This window comes from Rhodoferax aquaticus (genome assembly GCF_006974105.1).
Lineage (GTDB): Bacteria > Pseudomonadota > Gammaproteobacteria > Burkholderiales > Burkholderiaceae_C > Allorhodoferax > Allorhodoferax aquaticus_A.
The window spans coordinates 2,538,100-2,557,176 of sequence record NZ_CP036282.1 but is presented as its reverse complement, the minus strand read 5'-3'; the positions used below and the strand labels follow the sequence as shown (position 1 = coordinate 2,557,176).

At 58.4% G+C, this 19,077-nt stretch carries 16 protein-coding genes; 2 read left to right on the top strand and 14 right to left on the bottom strand.

Going from position 1 to position 19,077, the window contains the following annotated elements:
- Positions 1–4: 4 nt before the first annotated feature.
- The 3 genes from EXZ61_RS11705 to EXZ61_RS11695 all read right to left on the bottom strand — a co-directional run bounded on the left by EXZ61_RS11705 (position 5) and on the right by EXZ61_RS11695 (position 3,115).
- Positions 5–889 carry a carbohydrate ABC transporter permease gene (locus EXZ61_RS11705; RefSeq protein ID WP_237218939.1) on the bottom strand — a complete coding sequence of 295 codons (885 nt, stop codon included), beginning with the start codon at positions 887–889 and terminating at the stop codon, positions 5–7.
- Positions 890–893: 4 nt separating this feature from the next.
- Entirely contained in the window at positions 894–1,793 is a 900-nt protein-coding gene (locus tag EXZ61_RS11700) for a carbohydrate ABC transporter permease (protein ID WP_142811942.1), read from the bottom strand.
- An 83-nt stretch (positions 1,794–1,876) separates the two neighbouring features.
- Entirely contained in the window at positions 1,877–3,115 is a 1,239-nt protein-coding gene (locus EXZ61_RS11695; protein ID WP_142811941.1) for an ABC transporter substrate-binding protein, read from the bottom strand.
- 261 nt (positions 3,116–3,376) lie between these two features.
- On the opposite strand from EXZ61_RS11695, the gene EXZ61_RS11690 reads away from it, so the two are divergent.
- Positions 3,377–4,669 (top strand): CaiB/BaiF CoA transferase family protein, encoded by a 1,293-nt coding sequence (locus EXZ61_RS11690; RefSeq protein WP_142811940.1) that lies wholly within the window; start codon positions 3,377–3,379, stop codon positions 4,667–4,669.
- A 43-nt stretch (positions 4,670–4,712) separates the two neighbouring features.
- Here the strand turns inward: EXZ61_RS11690 and EXZ61_RS11685 are convergent, their stop codons facing one another.
- The 5 genes from EXZ61_RS11685 to EXZ61_RS11665 all read right to left on the bottom strand — a co-directional run bounded on the left by EXZ61_RS11685 (position 4,713) and on the right by EXZ61_RS11665 (position 10,450).
- The gene (locus EXZ61_RS11685; protein ID WP_142811939.1) at positions 4,713–5,285 is read right to left on the bottom strand and encodes a hypothetical protein; all 573 of its coding nucleotides are present in this window, start codon (positions 5,283–5,285) and stop codon (positions 4,713–4,715) included.
- Positions 5,286–5,417: 132 nt separating this feature from the next.
- Positions 5,418–6,116 carry a CTP synthase C-terminal region-related (seleno)protein gene (locus EXZ61_RS11680; protein ID WP_142811938.1) on the bottom strand — a complete coding sequence of 233 codons (699 nt, stop codon included), beginning with the start codon at positions 6,114–6,116 and terminating at the stop codon, positions 5,418–5,420.
- Positions 6,117–6,364: 248 nt separating this feature from the next.
- Entirely contained in the window at positions 6,365–7,078 is a 714-nt protein-coding gene (locus EXZ61_RS11675) for a substrate-binding periplasmic protein (protein ID WP_142811937.1), read from the bottom strand.
- A gap of 293 nt (positions 7,079–7,371) precedes the next feature.
- Entirely contained in the window at positions 7,372–9,255 is a 1,884-nt protein-coding gene (locus EXZ61_RS11670) for a M66 family metalloprotease (protein WP_168224757.1), read from the bottom strand.
- A 478-nt stretch (positions 9,256–9,733) separates the two neighbouring features.
- Complete coding sequence (locus EXZ61_RS11665; protein ID WP_142811935.1) at positions 9,734–10,450, bottom strand: DUF2726 domain-containing protein; 717 nt, start codon at positions 10,448–10,450, stop codon at positions 9,734–9,736.
- 436 nt (positions 10,451–10,886) lie between these two features.
- Here EXZ61_RS11665 and EXZ61_RS11660 point away from each other — a divergent pair, with 436 nt between their 5' ends.
- A complete protein-coding gene (locus tag EXZ61_RS11660) occupies positions 10,887–11,453 on the top strand; it encodes a response regulator (RefSeq protein ID WP_168224756.1) in 567 nt (188 codons plus the stop codon).
- Between the two features lie 49 nt (positions 11,454–11,502).
- On the opposite strand, the gene EXZ61_RS11655 is transcribed toward EXZ61_RS11660, so the two are convergent.
- Genes EXZ61_RS11655 through EXZ61_RS11630 form a run of 6 tightly spaced genes read right to left on the bottom strand, consistent with a single transcriptional unit; the run spans position 11,503 to position 19,050 of the window.
- Entirely contained in the window at positions 11,503–13,083 is a 1,581-nt protein-coding gene (locus EXZ61_RS11655) for an indolepyruvate oxidoreductase subunit beta family protein (RefSeq protein WP_142811933.1), read from the bottom strand.
- Positions 13,080–15,347 (bottom strand): thiamine pyrophosphate-dependent enzyme, encoded by a 2,268-nt coding sequence (locus EXZ61_RS11650; protein ID WP_142811932.1) that lies wholly within the window; start codon positions 15,345–15,347, stop codon positions 13,080–13,082. Before EXZ61_RS11650 ends, EXZ61_RS11655 begins: the two co-directional genes overlap by 4 nt.
- Positions 15,348–15,393: 46 nt before the next feature.
- The gene (locus EXZ61_RS11645; protein WP_142811931.1) at positions 15,394–16,245 is read right to left on the bottom strand and encodes an ABC transporter ATP-binding protein; all 852 of its coding nucleotides are present in this window, start codon (positions 16,243–16,245) and stop codon (positions 15,394–15,396) included.
- Positions 16,242–17,162, bottom strand: coding sequence for an ABC transporter ATP-binding protein (locus EXZ61_RS11640; RefSeq protein WP_142811930.1), 921 nt, complete (start codon positions 17,160–17,162; stop codon positions 16,242–16,244). The genes EXZ61_RS11645 and EXZ61_RS11640 overlap by 4 nt, the downstream gene beginning before the upstream one ends.
- Complete coding sequence (locus EXZ61_RS11635) at positions 17,159–18,040, bottom strand: ABC transporter permease (RefSeq protein ID WP_142811929.1); 882 nt, start codon at positions 18,038–18,040, stop codon at positions 17,159–17,161. The genes EXZ61_RS11640 and EXZ61_RS11635 overlap by 4 nt, the downstream gene beginning before the upstream one ends.
- Positions 18,037–19,050 carry an ABC transporter permease gene (locus tag EXZ61_RS11630; RefSeq protein ID WP_142811928.1) on the bottom strand — a complete coding sequence of 338 codons (1,014 nt, stop codon included), beginning with the start codon at positions 19,048–19,050 and terminating at the stop codon, positions 18,037–18,039. The genes EXZ61_RS11635 and EXZ61_RS11630 overlap by 4 nt, the downstream gene beginning before the upstream one ends.
- Between the last annotated feature and the right edge of the window lie 27 nt (positions 19,051–19,077).

Sequence of the window (19,077 nt, the reverse complement as noted above, 5' to 3'; positions counted from 1 at the left end):
AAAATTAACCCTTAACGGCGCCAGAGGCAATGCCGCGAACAAACCAGCGCCCAGACGCTAGGTAAATGAAAAGTGGAATGGCAGAGGTCAAAATGGTTGCCGCCATGTTGACGTTGTAGGCCCGCTCACCGGTGGTGCTATTGACAATGTTGTTGAGCTGCACCGTCATGGGGGCGAGCTCTGTGCCGCCGAAGATCAAGCCCAGCAAGTAGTCGTTCCAGATGCCAGTGACCTGCATGATGGTCGCCACAATCAGTATGGGGGTGGACATGGGCAGCATGAGCTCTATAAAAATGCGCCAGAACCCACCGCCGTCAATCCGCGCGGCTTTGAACAACTCTTCGGGCAGGCCCGCGTAGTAGTTGCGAAACAGGAGCGTCATCACCGGCATACCAAAGATGCTGTGAATCACCACAATGGCGGGCAAAGAGCCAAACAAGCCCACGGTGGACAGCAGCCGCACCAGTGGGTACATGATGACTTGGTAGGGCACAAACACGCCAATCATCAATACGCCGAACAAGAGGTTGGCGTATTTGGAGCGCCAAAACGCGAGTGCGTAGCCGTTGATCGCACCCAGCAAGATCGACAAGATGACACTGGGAATCACGATGCGCACCGAGTTCCAGAAGCCTACTTTTAAGCCTGTGCACTCAAGCCCTGTGCACGCGGAGGTCCAAGCAATGGCCCATGGCTCCAAGGTCAATGTGGCGGGTAGGGAAAAAATGGAGCTTTCGCGTATGTCGTCCAGTGTTTTGAACGAGGTGACCAACATCACATACAAGGGCAACAAGAAGAAGGCCGCTGCAGAGATTAGAAAGAGATAGATGCCAATACGCGCGGGTGTCCAGCGCTTGGTGGGGCGCTTGTTTTTGGGGGCGTTGGACATGGTGTCAGGCCTTTGCATTTTTTTGAGCCGCCTGGTGCTTGTTGATGTAGTAATAAGGCACTAGCAAAGCCACCACGGTGAGCAACATCACCACGGAGGCGGCGGACGCCAAGGCAATGCTGCCGCGTTGAAACAAGTGGTCCAGAATGAACTTGGCGGGTACCTCACTGGCAAGGCCAGGGCCGCCACGGGTCATGGAGTTCACGGCGTCGTACACCTTGATGGCACCAATGGCTTGCAAGATGAAGGCGGTAGCCACCGCGCCTTGGATCATGGGCAGCACGATGTTGAGGTACACCCGCCAGGTGGGTATGCCGTCGAGGCGCGCGGCTTTCCAAATTTCTTCGTCAATGCCACGCAAACCCGCCAGCAAAATGGCCATCACCAAGCCCGAGGCTTGCCACACGGCGGCCAAGATGATGCAGTACATCACCTTGTCTTGGGTCACGATCCAGTCCAGCTGAAAGCTCTCAAAGCCGAGGCGGCGCACGGCGGACTGAATGCCCATTTCAGGGTTCAGCATCCATTGCCATACCAAACCGGTGACCACAAACGACATGGCGTAGGGGTACAGGAAGATGCTGCGAAAGATGCTTTCGGAGCGGATCTTTTGGTCAATAAAAACGGCCAATAGAAAGCCCAGCACCATGCACAGGCTGATGCCCACCACCGCAAACAGCGCCAAGTTTTGGAGCGATAACTGCCACCGCTCGCTGGCAAACAACTTGTGGTACTGGTCAAAGCCCACCAAGTTGGTATTGGGGAACATCTTGGAGCTGGTGAACGAAATAAAGATAGACCACAACAGGGTGGCCAAGTAGCCAACAATGGCCGTAATTGCCATAGGCAGCAGGGCCAGGTGCAGTCCCCAGTTGGGCCGTTTCCCGGGCTTTTGCTTGCGCATAGTGAGTTCAGAGTGAGAGGGTGAAGAGAACCCGGCTGCCGCGTCGCTAAACAGCGCGCAGCCGGGCAGGGGGCTAGTTCGCTTTAGGACTGGTCTTTCAAGATGGCAGCCAAGGCTTTGGCTGCGTCATCCACAGACTGGTCGGTGTTCCAGAACTTGGTGATGACGTCGGCCATGCGGCCACCTTTTTCGGGTGACACCAGTTGCGAGGGGGCGGGCAATTGGCGTGACACATCTTTCAGCGCGGCAACACCTTGTTGGCTGCAAATGTCGAGCTTGCCCATGTCCACGTCGGTGCGAATCGGGATGGAACCCTTCTTCGCGTTAAACGCCACTTGGACTGCCGGAGACGTCACAACGCTGGCAAACAACTCTTGGGCCTTGATGGCTTCGGCGTCCTTGGTTTTAGGGAACACGAACACGTCGCCCTCAATCATGTAAGGCGCTTTGGCACCCCATCCGGGGAAGCAACCAAACTCTTTACCAGCGGTTTGTTTGGCCACTGCGAATTCGCCTTTGGCCCAGTCGCCCATGATTTGGAAGCCCGCCTTGTTGTTGATCAGCATGGCAGTGGCCACGTTCCAGTCGCGGTTAGGTGAACCAGCGTCCACATAGCCTTTGAGCTTCTTAAAGTCAGCCAAGATTTTCTTGAAGTCTGCGGAGGTGGCGACTGCGCCGTCAGTGCTGGTGTAGAACTTTTTGTAGAGGTCTGCGCCACCTGCGGTGTGCAGAATGGCGTTGAACAAAATGTTCTCTTGCCAAGCTTGGCCACCTAGGGCCAAAGGAATGGCGCCACTGGCCTTGACTTTGTCCAGCGCGGCAAAAAATTGCTCCATGTTTTGGGGCTCAGCCTTCACGCCCGCTTTGTCCAGCACCGCTTTGGAGTACCAGAACCAGCTGGGGTTGTGGATGTTGACGGGCACCGCAAAGTAGCGACCTTCGATCTTGACGAATTTTTTCAATGGCTCCGGCAAGATTTGGTCCCACTTGTCGCGCTTGGCGACGGCGTCAATGCTGTTCATATAGCCTTCAAACACCACTTCGTGGTACTGCTTGGAGGTGTTGAACTGCGCGACCGTCGGTGGCTTGCCACCAATGATGCGGTTGATCGTGGCATTGCGTGCGTTGTCGCCACCGGCGATTGCGGTGTCCACCCACGTGCCGCCCGCTGCCTTGTAGGCGGCGGCCAGCTCTTGCACAGCGGCAGATTCACCGCCAGAGGTCCACCAGTGCACTACTTCTGCTTTTTGGGCCATTGCCGCGCCCGACATGCCCATTGCGGCGACCAAGACTGCCAATGTTTTGTGTGTGAAAGCTTGCATGTAAATCTCCTCGTGTTGTTAGTGCGTCGTACCGAATTACCTACCAATGAAATCGTTATCAGTTTAATAAACTAGTAATGAAAACGTTTTCATGAAGCGAATTAAACCTGCCGGGACAAGTCCTTGTCAACGTGGATCACCCTAAAAAAGCAGCAAACTAGGGAAAACACCAAGCGCATAGCGCGCCTGCGCACTGGCCCAGAAAAAGCGCGCAGTACCATTGCGCAACTATTACCAAAACGGGCCACAAGCCAACTCTGTATGCAGCCAAGCCACGCTTCAACCACCAGCCAAGCAACCACCGCCAGCACCCCTAGTGGCGCGCTCTCCCACCTCAAAGTGTTGGACTTGTCACGTGTGTTAGCGGGCCCTTGGTGCACCCAAATGCTGGCCGACCTCGGGGCCGATGTGGTGAAAGTAGAGCGCCCAGGCGTGGGGGACGACACCCGCCACTGGGGGCCTCCGTTCCTCAAAGACGGTGAGGGCCAAGACACCGCGCACGCCACGTACTTCACGGCCTGCAACCGCAATAAGCGCTCCATCACCATTGACATGGCGCAGGACCAAGGCCAGGCCCTGATCCGCAAAATGGCGTTGGAGAGCGACATCTTGGTTGAAAACTTCAAAGTCGGGGGCTTGGCGCAATATGGGCTGGACTACGCCAGCCTGCAAGCGCTCAACCCGCGCCTGATTTACTGCTCGGTCACCGGCTTTGGTCAATACGGTCCGTATGCACAACGCGCGGGCTACGACCTCATGATCCAAGCCATGAGCGGCATGATGAGCATCACCGGCCGCCCGGACGACGTGCCCGGTGGCGGCCCGCAACGCGTGGGTGTGGCGCTCACCGACTTGTTTACCGGCGTGTACGCCTGCAGCGCCATCTTGGCCGCGGTAGAAGTGCGCAACCGCACGGGCCAAGGCCAGCACATTGATATGGCGCTATTGGACGTAGGCATGGCTATCCTTGCCAACCAAGCGGCAGGCTTGCTCAACACCGGCAAGGTTCCCCAGCGCCAAGGCAACAGCCACCCAAGCCTTGCGCCTTACCAAGACTTTCCCACCGCAGACGGCGCCATGCTCTTGGCCATTGGCAACGACGGCCAGTTCGCCCGCTTTTGCGAGGCCGCTGGCCAGCCGCAATGGGCCACAGACCCGCTGTACGCCAGCAACTCGCTGCGCGTCAAAAACCGCGAGGCTTTGATTGAGGCCATGCAAGCCGTGACCCGCACGCGCAGCACCGCGCAGTGGATCACCTTGTTGGAAGACAAAGCCGTGCCCTGCGGCCCGATTAACGACATGGGCCAAGCGTTTGCCGATGCCCAGGTGCAAGCCCGTGGTTTGGTGGTCAATCAGCCTTTAGCGCCCGCAGGTATTGCGCAGACAGCTATTCAATCCATAGCAACTGTGGCAAGCCCCTTGCGCCTAAGCGCCACGCCGCCTGTGCTCCACCGCGCGCCACCCGTGCTGGGCGAGCACACCGACGAGGTGCTGCAAGGCTTGGGACTGCAGGCCAGTGAGATAGCCGCGCTGCGTGCGCAAGGCGTGGTTTAAGAGCTTCGTCGAAATAAGCCTGGCGCGTGAGGCCTAGTGGGCTCTAGGCAAAAACGTTGAGCTTGGCGGTGAGCTGCTGAAACTTGGCGCTCAGGCCACTGGTGACCTTGGCATCGCCTTCGCCGGCACCTTTTTTCAAGGCGGCAATACCTTCTGCATAGTCACGCATGGTGTTCACGGCTGAGCTTACAAACTCAGGTGGGCTGCTTGAAGCGGGTGTTTGTGCTTTGGCCACCAACACGCCGTCTTTGTTGAGCGAAATCTTGGTAAACACGCCCATGTTTCTGCCCAAAGCCAGTTGGTTCTCCAAAGACATGTTGTCAATATCAGCGGGCTTGATGGCGGGCGCTGGGCTTGCCGTGTTGCGCGCCAAGTTGCTGTACATGGACGCATCCGGCGTGCTCACCTTGTCGCCCAACTGCTCGGCCCCCACAGATGCTTGGTTGTTGATCTTGAGCACCACGCTGCCAGGCAAATTGTCCGAGCGCTGAATCTCTGGCGCAGCGGTGGGGGCTGCTAGAGCAGGGGCATTGGAAGTGGCACTCGTCTTTTTCAGCGCGGACGGCAGGCTGCTGTCAGGCGGAAACTGCAGATGGTTCAGACGGTTGATTTGCATGGTGGGCCCCTGTCAATACCTGGATGAGCCAAGTATGGGCAGGCCCCCAAAACATCAGACCCAAAATAAAGCCCTATAAACCACGTAATTGCCGCCCTTCATTGGATTGCTTGCGGGGCGGCTACGTGAGCTTCACACAGCGCAGGCCCGGACAAACGCCTCCACCAAGGGTGCGCGCTGACCTTTCAATGCTGCGCGCTCGGGTTGAAACAAGGTGGCGACGAAGAAAGGGTGCCCATCCAACTCTACGCTGCGCACTTCGCCTGTTTCGTCGTCCGCCGCTGCTCGAAGCGGCCCCGCCGTGAGTTCCAACTGGAATCTAGGGTTGAGGCCATAACGGCAACGGTACCCTTCGGTCGTTTGGTTGGCACCGTAGGCGGCGGCAATGCGGGTCCCTGGGAATAGGCGGACAGTGCCTGTTGCCTCGACCAAGGCGCACTCTAGAGGCGAGATCACCGCACGGGCTGCATCCGGTGCAGTTTCTGCATGCTCGGCATCGCGCCATCCAAGCACGTTACGCGCGAACTCAATAACGGCATGTTGAAAACCCCCGCACGTGCCGAGGAATGGTATGGCTGCTCGGCGGGCATGTTCAATGGCCCGAAGTGCACCGTCCATGCTCTGATAGGGGCTACCAGGTACACACCAGAGACCATCAAACGGAGCGACGCGCGATGGGTTGATGATCTCTTCGGTGGCTACCCACTCAAACTCAACGGCAATGTTGTTTGCGTGGCTTGCGCTTTGCAGCGCCAAAGGTATCGCTTGGTGAGCGGGTATTGAGGCGTGGTAGTCACCCATCAGGCCCACGGTTACTTTGCTTTTCATCATCTTGTTTTGTTAAAAGAACACACCATTCATGTCTGATTCCGGCGGATGTCGATGCGCTGCTTGTGAGCAGTTTCGCTTGGACTGGCTACAGTGTATGCAATGCTGTGGCTTCGGAAAAGCGGTAAGCATTAACGGTAAGTATTAGAACTAGTGACATGCCATCCATTCCTTCTCTCGCTAGAAGTGCAGGATCTGCGCAATGGCTTGGTCGATGTGGGGATCCGCATGGGGCCGGGCTAATCGTGACTTCATTGGTATAGGCGGAGTACCTTGTCTATGAAACCATCCGCTTTCATGCGGCGAATAGCGTCGTTCATTGTCACTATGGCACTGCTTGCGACAGATGGGTTGCACGCCAGATAGACAGCCACTTCTCGAAAAGTCATCACTTTTTTTATTGGAACACCATGCTTTTTGGCCAACCATTTTCCAGAGGCCGACCCAACGGCCCAAAGGTCGAAGCGGCCTAGCGATAGCTTTCTGAGGTTTAGGTCTTCACTGCTTGCGGTGTCAACCGCAAAGCCGTTGGATTTCAAGAAAGTTGCTTGAGCGCTTTCGTTGACAGCGCCAATTTTGTAGATCCGTGCGTCACTGAGAGTGTTCGCGAAAATTTGGCTATCTGCTCTGGCAAACAGCGTCCAACTGTCCGTGCTAAGGGGGCCTACCCATTTGAACTGTTCTTCTAGGTCTTTAGTTCTCGCGGCTGTGAAAACGCAAACATCTTTTCCGTCTCTTGCCATTCTGTAGGCCCGTGCCCATGGATAGACCTTGACAGAAGCTGCAAGCCTGGTGCGTTTGAGCATTTCATCAATGATTTGATAGGACGAGCCAGAGAGATATCCATAGTCAGTTACGTAGGCAAATGGAGGGTAGTCTTCTGTGACAAATGACAAGCCCAACGAGTTGCTGCTCACACCGAGCAAGCCCACGAAAAACAGCGCTACTTTTTTCCTCAAGTTCATCCGAGAGTTTTATTGATGGTTTGTGGGTTGTTCACAGCGAGCCCCTGAGCTGTCGGGTTACTCGGGTTACGGATGTGGGGTGCAATCGACTGATGGCACCTGGAGGAACACCAAGACAAAGGAACTGTCCGGTGCTCAGCATTCCCCCAACTCGTCACGAGACGGTGACCAGAATGCAAGGCATACGCAGCTACCAATAAGATCAGCAAAAAACTAACCGTATCGATGGTGTTTAATCGCACTCAAGACGCTGCATTTACCTTTGCGGCACCCATGGGGCTATGCGAATTTCTTCAGAAAACATCAAGAGTCGCTGCTACGGGTGCTGCGGCAATCGCCGCAGGTGTCATACCCCACACCATAGGTGTCGATAGCAGTTCAAGCTTTTTGAGTCGTGGCTTGCCTGCGGGGGTCGGAATGTTGATGGCCCACCACAAAAAGCTGTCGCGTTGCTTCTCGTCATTGACCGTTTCTTTCCACTGCTCAGGCTTCGCCCATTGCCGACCACTGCCACGCAACACACGGTAGCTCGGAGTTGACACTCCTTCGTAAGTGGCTCTCACGGTGAAGTCGCAACCGCTCGAGTGGCAGTACTTGTAATAGGATGCAGAGGCTTTGCCACTGTTGGTGGCGTGGATGGAGGCCAGTTGCACACTGTCCATGGGGTCGATCAATTGCAAGCCGTTACCTACATGGCGCACAGGTTTGTAGAACTGAGAGGCCAACGCAGTACCCGCCAAACTGTGGGTGATGAAGACAAAGTCCATGTCCTTGCCGATCATGGCTGCGTGTTTGGCATTGAGCCCATCCCACGCAAAGTCTGCGGTCGCCATAGGCCAGTTGACCCAATCGTTTGCGGCATTGAGCCGCAGGAAGCCGGTGTTCGTATCGTTGATGGCGTCCCGTTGCAAGGCCCAGCGTTGCACGCGTCCTACGTTGTAGTCCGAAAAGAGAGGAAAGGCGGCCTGCGGATCCTTTTGGTCATCGGCGGAATGCATGGGGTCAAAACGGTAGCAGCGGCCCCGGCTGTCTTTCGGGAACCACTGGCCGCCACGCTCGGCCTTGTCTCCTTCGCATTTGGCATACCAAGAATTTGGGGTGGTCAATGGTGACCGGAAATAGCCTTTGGATTGATCGAACCCCCACGCCGAGCCCTTTAGGCTTCCCGCTTCGTAGGGGAAGGTACCTCTTTGCAGATCCGCTGGTGAATGCCCTAAGCTCATGGCATGGCCACCTTCATGCCACAGCAACCCAAAGCTGGGGTCGCCCACTGCCACACCAGAACCGGGGTATGAAACCCCTCCGCCTGCCCATGCTCTTTTGCCGTCTGCGCCGAGCATGTATTTGGCACCAAATGTGACGCGGTTAAGTGGCAGATCGCCGGCGGCTTCGTTGATGAGCCAAGTCATATCCAAGAGAGGATCTGACACCATCTCGTCTTTAGAGAGCGCCTTTGTGGCGGCGAGTGTGCCGGTGGGCGGCAGGATCAAATAGCTGGATTCAAATGCGCCAATCGGGTGATCCACGAAGCGAGTTTTCGTAAACGGCATGCCCGACTCGCCCTGTGCGCGTTCACTGTCTGTCATCTGCATGAGGCCACTGGTGTCGCGCTTGGCCCCAAAGAGAAGATAAGCAAGCAGTTGAAACGTGACTTCTGACCTGGGCGCGACGGTCAGAACAACTGGCTCGTGTAAAGCGCGCCCGCCCTCACGTACCCTCAGCGCAATGCCGGGCGTGACTTTGTCAGCGGGCAACATCACAGACCACGTGCTGTCTGAAAAGGCTTCGTCACCACCTTCGCTGGGCGGGAGTTGCTTTGGGGGTTTGAGTGCGTAGGTGCCCACGATGGTGGAGCCGGATACCACGTCGACGATGGGTGCCGTGACTGCCATGCCGTTAAAGCGCGCAAGTACCAGGGTGTCGCGCTCTGCCGAGGCCCGCAGGTGACCTGCGGTGTCGTTGGTCCACTTTAGTCCCTGGGGTGGAAGGACGTGGGATTGCGCAACTTGCAAGCTTACCGACGGTGCTGCCACTTGCGGAGTGCTGCTGCCCGACGAGGCGACGGCATTTTGTGGTGAACTGCCATCGGACTTGCCGCCTCCGCAGGCAGTGGCCAAAAGCGCCGCTACACAGATTGCGCCCAACAGTACTTTCTTCTGGTGATTTTGTTTTTTCATTTTTAACATCCTTTCTTGTGCCACCAATATTGCTAACGACAAAGTCCTAGCAAGCATTTGCACAATATTTTTGTCACTGGTCGCAAGGGCAGGACTAGCTAAAAGTATGGTTTATGGAGGGTTTCGCCAGACAGCACCTGGCATAGGCACGCAGAGGGCGGTTAATACAGGCAGATATCCGCACGCCAGCTCAAAAACTTGCAGACGTTTCTAAAATAGCTGTGGCGTGCTTATTTACAGAATCTCATCGAGATGGCGCGTTCGAACGCCTATTTCGCCCAAAAGAATGTTGAAACTAGGATATTGAACACGGATAGCGAATAGCGGCCGTGCTTGCGAGGTTGACTTGCAATGAAAAGTCAAGCGGATGCTTCTCAAAAACTCGCTCGCTGCAAGCGAATTAAATAAAGATCAAATATCTGATGCCAAGGTGTATGTGCGCTTTACCAATGTATTAAAAACTAATTGAAACTGAGAATTAGCGTTCGTCTAAAGGTAATAAAAATGAATTGGTACTTGTTGAGAACCCTGACCCAATGGTGGAACTGTCGCTAAAGGCTTTTGCTTCGTTTCGGCGGTCTTTGAGCCGTTCGTGAAGTTGTTTTTTGACTTGGGTAAAGTCATCTTTATCCGCTTGATTGACGGGGTTACCATATTCGTCCATACTGAATTTCAAGAACTCAAACTTTTCTTGAATTTTCTTGAGATCTTCTAGGTAATCATTGCCAAGCACCCAGTAATCAATACCTAGCGAAGCCATGATGCAGGCCTTGAGCCTGACATCTTTTCGTTTCTTCGAATTGAAGTTGTAAAAGTCTATACAAGCGACAACGTTGGTGTCAGCGTCCATCACAACAAAAAGAAATACGAGATTCTCAATACACTCGAAAAGGTCCTGCCTCTTTTCCTTGTCGGTACTCACAACCATTCTCGTCAGCGAAGTCTTTACCAAGACGTCTTGGCCTTCGTAGACATGCTTGACGAGCTGAAAAATTTCGTACTCTTGCCGGTTGAGAAGCGAGCGTTTGCGCAGGGGAAAGTTCTCACCTCTCGCCTTCATGAGCTTAGAGATTAGGTTGAGCCTTGCGGCTTTTTTCCGTGAGGAAAAAAAATTGCTAAATAACGAGCCAAACACATCGCCTCCTACTAAGACCGAATCACGGGTTGCAGAGCCTGAATTCTCCGGGACTGCCAAGCGCGTGCCGCCAACAATTCAAAAAACCGCTTCTTTCTATCGAATTTCACAAATTTTGTGAGCAGGCGGCTACAAATTTCAGCCCTCTGGGCTTGAATTTGCGAATTTTGGTTTTTCTTAGGGCCCACTGGGCTTGCCCAGCGTGACAAGGTGTGTCCTCGGCTTTCAGCGCGAGGCCTATTGGCAACCGTTCACCAAAGGTGTCCCCCTGCTAGCCTTTGGTAGCCTTGTTGGGTACCGTGCGTTTTGTGTGATTCAGTGTGTGATTCAGTGTGTGGTAAAGGGCGGGTCGGTGCGTCAAATTCGCGCAAACCACTAGCTTTGGTGCTCAACTAAGGTTATTGTTGCGCGGCTACAGGTGATTGTGCTTTGATGAAGGGGAGCTTGCTTAGTGGATTCAGACGGTGTTTTAACAACAATGCAGGCGGCCAGGCTGTTGGGGCTGTCTGTTACGACCGTCCAAAAGATGGTGCTGCGTGGTGAGATCGCCGCGTGGAACACGCCGGGCGGCCATCGCCGTATTTCGGTCGCGGAGGTCAAAAAAGTCCTTAACGCCAAAGTACCTGTCGTTTCACCGCTGGTAGAAGCACCCATAGTCAGCGCACCGAAGTTGGCAATCCTGCTAGTGGAAGATGACCCCATCCAAATTCAGTTCTTCCGCAGCATCTTGAAACGTTGTTCCGTGGCTGTTGATCTCAGTGTCGCGACAGATGCTTCTATTGCCTTGACGGTATTGCGGCGCAGGCGCCCGGACTTAGTCGTAACGGACTTGATGATGTTGCCGCTGGACGGCTTTCATCTGTTGAACGTTTTACAAAGCGATGGGGCAGCCTATGCCAACGTCGATGTCTTGGTCTTGTCTGCCATGGACGAGGAAGAGGCCAGACAAGCGGGCCCACTGCCGAGCTGGGTGACGTACTACCAAAAGCCCATCAACCCTGATCGCATGTTCGGCTACCTGGATAGCCTGAACAGCCGCTTGCTCAGAAGGCTAAGCCGCTAACGGCGATCCATGGCTCGTGGGGTCTGAGCAGGCCCGTCAACTCAGTACGCTAGGCCGGCAAACCCAGCTGCACCCATTTCGCCCGCAGTGCGTCACCCTTGGCATCTTGCAGCGCTGCTGTGCGCAGACCGCGCAGTTGCTCGGCGGCATCGCTTTGCAGGGCGAGCAGGGTGGCGGCGCGCATGAGTTGGTCGAACTTGCTGCTGCCTCGAGCGTGGGTGTCGCTATAGCCTTTGACCAAGCGGCGGCACACTATCATTTCTACCGCCAGCGCGTAGTCCACGGGCAGGGTGGCCACCACCTTGTCCATCCACGCTTGGATGTGCTCGGTCTCGGTGGCGTGGCGCAGGCTGTGGCGGCGCCAGCGGCGCAGGCCTGCCATGGCTTGCAACATGAGCTGGCCGCGCAGGGTGTGCGGGCGAATGCGCTTGCCGTCGCCAATGGCTAGGGTTAGCAGCTTGCGCACCCAGCCTATGCCGTCGATGGTGCGTACCAGTTTGGGGGGCAGCAGGCCGTAGATTTCTTCCAACCGGGGGTGAAAGAACTCGACGGTGCCCACAATCTCGCCCGCCGGAGCCCCAATTTCTTCCCGCACGCGGGCAAAGCGGGCAGGGCGGGTTTTGAGGTCGGCCACGCGGATCACGTCGTCATAGCTCATGGCCACGGCCAACCAGCGGGCGCACTCGGCCGTGGCCGCAAATCCGCGTGCCGCACCACCGGCGTTTTGGTCGGCACTGTACACCGCTTGCATGCGGTCTAGGTACTCGGTGCCGTAGGCAATGTCTTGGTACTCCATCACCCGCTGCAGGCCTGCGCCCAGCATGGCGTGGGCGTGCGGCGGGAACTGGGTTTCTATGCGCAGGCGCAGTGGCTCTACGGCGGCCGACGCCGCGCGTTGGGGCAAGGGCTGAGGCGCGGTAGCCATAGGGTCTGCCGCATCCACAAGGGGTGCTGCTGCCAGCGCTTGGGCCACAACCTTGGCACCCGCAGCAAAGGCTTTGAGGCTGGCTTGCACGCCCACACCGGCGCGCTGCACGGTTTCTTCATAGGCCGTAGGCGTAAAGGGCAGCTCGTTGGCCCCGCTGAGCGCGCCAAACAGCACGGCAGAAATCACGCTGCCGCTGGACTTGGCCAGCGACTGCATGTCCGCCTGGATGAAGCGCTGCGAGTGCTTTTGTGCCGCACTCAGCACGGCGTGGTGGTCTGCTATGCCGTTGCCCGGTACCACTTTTTCCAGTGTCGCAAAGTCGCGGTGGGTCGATGTGATGAGCGTGGTGCGGTCTGGCGTGACCAGCCCGCGCTGCATGGCGCGGCCTGCCTCCATGAGCTCAGAGCAAATGACGATGTCCACCTCGCCGGGCACGGGCATGAGGGCCAGCACAGGCTGGCGCGTCTGGCCGTTCGCGTGAGCGCTGAGGTGGCTCAGGGCAAACAGCTCAATATAGTAAATGGTGGCCCCAGTACGCTGGGCCACGCCGGGGACGGAGGTGGACTGTGCCAAGTAGCCGTTGTGCTCAGCCAGGTCCACAATCCAGTCCACCAACACGCCGCCACCTTGGCCGCCCATGGCCAAAACCGCAATGGTGATGGGGCGCTGCGCGCTGCCGCCTAGAGTGCGCGTGCTGCTCATAGCACCTCCACATACAAAGAGCGGGCTTGCAAGGCGCGCTGCTGGCGCTGCTGCAGCCAGCCCACGGCTTTGCGCCGCCATGTGTCGACCGTGCGCTCCCAGCGACTGGGGTTGCGCACCCACTCGGTACGGTAGAACGAGGGGCACAGCACGGCGGCGTCAGCCACCTCACCGCAGTGGCCGCAGGCCACGCAGCCGTCGTCCACATGGGCCACTGGGTCGGGCTTCAATGGGTCGCCGCTGTTTTTAAGCGTGAGGGAGGGGCAGCCGGAGAGGCGTATGCAGGCGTGGTCGCCACTGCACACGGCGGCGTCTACGCCGAACTTTTCTTTCACTACACGCTCACCGCGCTTCACGGCGGCGGCAATTTGGGGCTTCACGCGGCGCTGCTTGTTCAAGCTGCACTCGCTTTGCGCGATGACGACTTTGGGGCCTTTGTAGTTGGTGGTGAGCGCCTCGTTGAGCGTGTTGCGCATGGTGGTCACATCGTAGGTGTGGCGCACAGTGCGCACCCATTCCACGCCCACGCCGCGCACGGCGGTTTCAATGGCGTGGTAAGTGCTGCGGTGCGTGTTGTCGGCGCGGGAGGACAAAATGTCTTGCCCGCCGGTGGCGGCCGAATAGTTGTTGTCCACAATAACGATGACGCCATCGGCCTTGTTGAAGACGGCGTTGCCTATGCCGCTGGTCAGGCCGTTGTGCCAAAAGCCGCCGTCACCCATGATGGCAATGGAGCGCTTGCTGGCGTCTACATTCAAAGCGGCTGCGCTGGACGCGCCCAAGCCGTAGCCCATGGTGGATGCGCCAATGTGAAACGGTGGCATGGCCGCAAACAAATGGCAACCAATGTCACCCGCAATATGGTGCTGGCCCAGCTGCTCTTGCACCAAAGTCATGGCCGAGAAAATAGGGCGCTCTGGGCAGCCCACACAAAAGCCCGGTGGGCGTGGCGGCACGATGCCGTTGAGCTCTGGCGCGGCCAAGCGCAAGGGCGCTGCGGCTGCCACAGCAGCTTGGGGTGACGTGACTGCGATTTGCGTGCTGGGGGCTTTTGCTACCGGGGCGGCTGCGGGCACTGCCGATGCAGACTCGGGCTTGCGCACCCAGGCCAAGGGCTTTGCTTGTGCCAAAGCACTGGGGCGGTAGCGGTCCAAAAATGCGGCCAGGCCTTTTTTCAGCTCGGTCACGGTGTATTCACCCGCCATGGTCAGCATGTCTTTGCCATGGATGGTGGTGCGTACCCCGGCGCGGCCTACGATGGTGTGCAGGGTTTGCTCGTGGTACTCGGGCTGGCCTTCTTCAATCACCAGCACCGCCTTTTTGCCCTCGCAAAAGCGCAGCACTTCAGACTCGATCACAGGGTAGGCCACGTTCATCACATACAGCGGCAGGCGCGAGTTGCCAAACAGGTCGGCCATACCATGCGCCATGAGGGCGCGCAAGGTGTTGTTGTACATGCCGCCCAGCATGATGATGCCCAGGTCGTCAATGTCGCCGTCAAAGAACTCGTTGAGCTGGTGCTCTTCGATGTAGCGCACGGCGGCGGGCCAACGGTCCAAAATTTTCTCGTGCTCGTGCAAGTAGGCCGCAGGCGGCAGCACGATGCGGCTGGTGTCGCGCACCGGGCTTTCTAGCGCCTCTTTCAGCGTGAAGGCGGGGCGCTTGTTTTCTTGGGTGACAAAGCTGCCATGTACATGGCAAGAGCGCACGCGCATTTGCAGCATCACCGGGGTGCGGCTGGCTTCTGACAAGGCAAAGCCGGTGTGCACCGCTTGGGTAATCGACGTGAGGTTGGGGCGCGGGTCTAAGAGCCACATTTGTGACTTCATGGCAAAGGCGTGGCTGCGCTCTTGCATGATGGACGAGCCTTCGCCGTAGTCCTCGCCAATGATGATGAGCGCGCCACCGGTTACGCCGCCAGACGCTAGGTTGGAGAGTGCGTCAGACGCCACGTTGGTGCCCACGGTGGACTTCCAGGTCACCGCGCCGCGAATGGGGTACATCACCGAGGCTGACAAGGTGGCCGCGGCGGTGGCCTCGCTGGCGCTGGGCTCAAAGTGCACGCCCAGCTCTTTCAAAATAGGTTGTGCGTCTGAGAGCACATCCATCAGGTGGGAGATGGGCGAGCCTTGGTAGCCCGCCACATAGCCCACACCAGACTCCAGCAGGGCTTTGGTCACGGCCAGGATGCCTTCGCCCCTGAAAACCGTGCCTGGCTCGGCGCGAAGCTGCTGCACCTCAGCCGCAAATGATCGTTCAGCCATGGGGCTTATCCTCCGTAGTCAATATAAATTTGATAGCTGCTTACGCTTATTCCACGGGCGCTGGAGCCCGATTTGGCTTTGCATTCAGCCATGCGGGGTCTGGGTCCGGCAGGGGAATGGCGTCTAGCAATTCCTGGGTGTAGGGGTGGGCGGGCGCTGCAAAGATGCGAGCGCTCTCGCCCTGTTCCATCACTTCGCCTTGGCGCAAGATGAGCACGCTGTCGCACAGGCTACGCACCAGCGAGAGGTCGTGGCTGATGAAGATGAGCGCCAAGCCTTGCTCGCGGCGCAATTCGTCCAAGAGCGCCACGATGCGGGCTTGGGCCGACACGTCGAGCCCCGAGGTCACTTCGTCCGCAATCAAGGCCTTGGGTTGGAGCGCCAGTGCACGTGCAATGCCCACGCGTTGGCGCTGCCCACCCGATAGCTCATGCGGGTAGCGGCTAGCAAATTGGCTGCTCAGGCCCACACGGTCTAGCAAGCGCTTGGCTTCGGTCGCTTCTGCCTGGCTGTTTTTGATGTGGCCCAGTGCGTAGAGTGGTTGCGTCACGATGGCTTGCACTGTGCGCCGGGGGTTGAGCGATGACATAGGGTCTTGAAACACCAGCTGCATTTGGGTGCGGTAGTGCACCAGCTCGGCAGGGCTCAGGTCCATGACCGACTTGCCCGCAAACAGCACTTTGCCGGTTTGGGGCGGCATGAGCAGGGTGAGGGCGCGGGCCAGGGTGGATTTGCCGCTGCCAGATTCACCGATGACACCGAGCGTGCCCGCCGCTTGCAGCGTAAAGCTCACGTTGTGCAAGATGCGTTTGGCAGGGGCTTCGCCCCAAAACGGTTTGTTGGGCAGGTCGGGCAGTGACAGCCCCAGGGACTGCACTTGCAGCAGTGGCGCGCTCATGCCAAGGCTCCTTGTTGTTGGTCGTAGGCATGGGCCTCGGTGCTCAGGCGCTCAATGAGCGCATCATCCACCGGGCGCAGGGTGTGGCTGGGCCGGTCAAACCGGGGGGTGGCCGCCATCAGCGCCTGGGTGTAGGCGTGCTGGGGGCGGGCAAATACATCGGCCACGGTGCCCGCTTCCAAGATGCGCCCGCTGTGGATGACTGACATGCTGTCGCAGAGCTTGGCTACCACGCCCAGGTCGTGCGTGACCAGCAGAATGCCTTGGCCTTCGCCCGCCAGCTGGCGAATCAGGCGCAGCACTTGCTTTTGCACCGTCACATCCAGCGCGGTGGTGGGCTCGTCGCAGATGATGAGCCGTGGCTTGCAGGCCCAGGCCATGGCGATGACCACGCGCTGGCGCATGCCGCCTGAGAGCTGGTGGGGGTATTGCTGTAGCACCCCCTGCGGGTCGCGCACCTGCACTTGCTCTAGCAGCGCAATGCTGGCTTGCACCAGCGCTTGGCCGCGCAAGCCTTGCTTGGGGGTGAGTACATCGGCAATCTGGGCGCCAATGCGGCGCACGGGGTTCAGCGCCGTGAGCGGGTCTTGCAAAACCATGCTGACGCTGTTGCCGCGCACCGTGCGCCATTGCGACTCACGCCACTGGGTGACGTCTTGACCGTCCAACACGATGCGCCCCCGGCTGATCACGGCAGCGGCGGGCAACAAGCCGGTGGCCGCTTTGGTGACCATAGACTTGCCGCCGCCTGATTCGCCCACCAGAGCGTGGATGCGGCCCGGCTGCACGCTCAAGTTCACGCCACGCAGCAGCGGAGTGATGTGCCCCGCGCGGCGGATTTCGACATGCAGGTCTTCAATCCGCAGGGCCAGCTTGGCAGCAGCCTGCGCTTGTGGTTTGGGAATTGACGCGTTCATCGCTGCACCACCGGGTCGAGTTCGCGGCGCAGGCCGTCGCCCAGGGCGTTGAGGCCCAAGACAGCAAGCATCATGCACAGCATAGGAAGCACCATGAGCCATGGCGCTTGGTTCACGTACAGGCGGCCTTCACCAATCATGCCGCCCCAGGTGGCCTCGCCCGAGGCGAGCGACAGGCCCACAAAACTCAGAATGGCCTCGACCACGATGGCCACCCCCATCTCCAGCGTGAACAGGGTGATGAGCAGCGGCACCACGTTAGGTCGAATCTCGGTCCACACAATGCGCCAAGGTGACAGGCCCAGCATGCGGGCGGAGGTGACATAGTCCAGCGCCTTTTGGGCTTGGGTCTCTGCCCGCACCACGCGGCAAAAGCGTGTCCAGTCCACAATCACAATGGCTGCAATCACCGACCACAGCCCGGTGCCTATCACCGACACCAGCACCACCGCCAGCAGCACGGGGGGAAACGACATCCACACATCCACCATGCGGGAGATCAGCGCATCGCACTTGCCACCAAAGTAGCCCGCCAGCGCACCCAGCGTGGAGCCAATGGCGCAGCTCAGCACGGCAGAGACCAGTGCCACCCACAAGGCAATGCGCGCGCCGTAGACCAAGCGCGAGAGCACGTCGCGGCCCAAGTTGTCCGTGCCTAGCCAGTGTGTTGCTTCACCTTCGATAGCAGGCTGCGCAGTATTCATGAGCGCTGGCGGCTCAAAGCTTGCAATGAGGTCTTGCTCTTGCGGGTCTAGCGGCGCAATCCACGGGGCCAAGAGGGACACCAACACCAAGAAGGCGCAAATCAACCCACCTAGCACCACGCGGGGGTTGCGCAGCAGGCGCTGGCGCAGGGGAATGTGCAGGCGTGCGCTCATGCTTTGCTCCCACGCAGGCGGGGGTTCAAGGCCACCACCAGGGTGTCCACCGCCAAATTGATGCTGATGAAGAGAACCGCAAAGGTCAGCACCACCGCTTGGATGAGCGGCAAGTCGCGCCCAATGACGGCGGTGATCGCCAAGCTGCCAATGCCGGGGTAACTAAACAGGCGTTCTATTAAGACCGTGCCACCCAGCAAAAACGCAAACTGCACGGCAGACAAAGATAGCGTGGGCGTGATGGCGTTGGGCAAGGCTTCCCGCAGCAGCACGCGGGTGCCAGACAGGCCCTTGAGCCGGGCCAGCATCACATAGTCGCTGCCCAGGGCTTCTTGCATAGAGGCCTTGAGTACGCGGGCCAGCATGGCGCTTACTGGCAAGCCCAGCGCCAAGGCGGGTGCCACCATGTGGCTCAGGAGCGAGCCCACAATGTCCCAGCGGCCACGCGCTACATTGCTGAGCAAGATGAAGCCGGTGCCAGCGTCTTGGCTCAGCGCAGGGTCTAGCCGCCCCGACACGGGCAGCCAAGGCAGCAGCACGCCAAACACCAAGATGAACACCAGGCCCCACAGAAAGTCGGGGATGGATTGCACCAAGGCCGCACCGCCGTCTAGCAGGCCCGCCAGTGCGCCGCCGTGCCAGGCCGACGACAAAACGCCCACCACGCCGCCCAGCACACAGGCCAGCAGCATGGCCACAATGCCCAGCTCTAGCGTGGCGGGCAGGCGCTCGCCAATCAAGCCCAGCACGTCTTGGCGAAAGGTGATGGAGGTGCCAAAGTTACCGTGCAACACCTCTTTGACCCAAATGCCAAACTGCACTGCAATGCTGTGGTCTAGCCCATAGTGGGCGCGCAGCGTGGCAATGTCTTGCGGACTGGCTCCGGGAGGAATCATCATGGCGATGGGGTCGCCAGGCACCACCCGCATGAGGATGAACACCACCAAGCCCACCCCAAACAAGGTGGGTAGGGCCAGCAGCAGACGCTTAAACAGAAGTTGTGGGCTCATAAAGGCTCGCTGTGCGCCCTTAAAGGC

What these genes read in the sequence shown, in the direction of transcription:
- EXZ61_RS11705 (WP_237218939.1), bottom strand. Translation starts at nt 889, where the DNA reads ATGTCCAACGCCCCCAAAAACAAGCGCCCCACCAAGCGCTGGACACCC.
- EXZ61_RS11700 (WP_142811942.1), bottom strand. Translation starts at nt 1,793, where the DNA reads ATGCGCAAGCAAAAGCCCGGGAAACGGCCCAACTGGGGACTGCACCTG.
- EXZ61_RS11695 (WP_142811941.1), bottom strand. Translation starts at nt 3,115, where the DNA reads ATGCAAGCTTTCACACACAAAACATTGGCAGTCTTGGTCGCCGCAATG.
- EXZ61_RS11690 (WP_142811940.1), top strand. Translation starts at nt 3,377, where the DNA reads ATGCAGCCAAGCCACGCTTCAACCACCAGCCAAGCAACCACCGCCAGC.
- EXZ61_RS11685 (WP_142811939.1), bottom strand. Translation starts at nt 5,285, where the DNA reads ATGCAAATCAACCGTCTGAACCATCTGCAGTTTCCGCCTGACAGCAGC.
- EXZ61_RS11680 (WP_142811938.1), bottom strand. Translation starts at nt 6,116, where the DNA reads ATGATGAAAAGCAAAGTAACCGTGGGCCTGATGGGTGACTACCACGCC.
- EXZ61_RS11675 (WP_142811937.1), bottom strand. Translation starts at nt 7,078, where the DNA reads ATGAACTTGAGGAAAAAAGTAGCGCTGTTTTTCGTGGGCTTGCTCGGT.
- EXZ61_RS11670 (WP_168224757.1), bottom strand. Translation starts at nt 9,255, where the DNA reads ATGAAAAAACAAAATCACCAGAAGAAAGTACTGTTGGGCGCAATCTGT.
- EXZ61_RS11655 (WP_142811933.1), bottom strand. Translation starts at nt 13,083, where the DNA reads ATGAGCAGCACGCGCACTCTAGGCGGCAGCGCGCAGCGCCCCATCACC.
- EXZ61_RS11650 (WP_142811932.1), bottom strand. Translation starts at nt 15,347, where the DNA reads ATGGCTGAACGATCATTTGCGGCTGAGGTGCAGCAGCTTCGCGCCGAG.
- EXZ61_RS11645 (WP_142811931.1), bottom strand. Translation starts at nt 16,245, where the DNA reads ATGAGCGCGCCACTGCTGCAAGTGCAGTCCCTGGGGCTGTCACTGCCC.
- EXZ61_RS11640 (WP_142811930.1), bottom strand. Translation starts at nt 17,162, where the DNA reads ATGAACGCGTCAATTCCCAAACCACAAGCGCAGGCTGCTGCCAAGCTG.
- EXZ61_RS11635 (WP_142811929.1), bottom strand. Translation starts at nt 18,040, where the DNA reads ATGAGCGCACGCCTGCACATTCCCCTGCGCCAGCGCCTGCTGCGCAAC.
- EXZ61_RS11630 (WP_142811928.1), bottom strand. Translation starts at nt 19,050, where the DNA reads ATGAGCCCACAACTTCTGTTTAAGCGTCTGCTGCTGGCCCTACCCACC.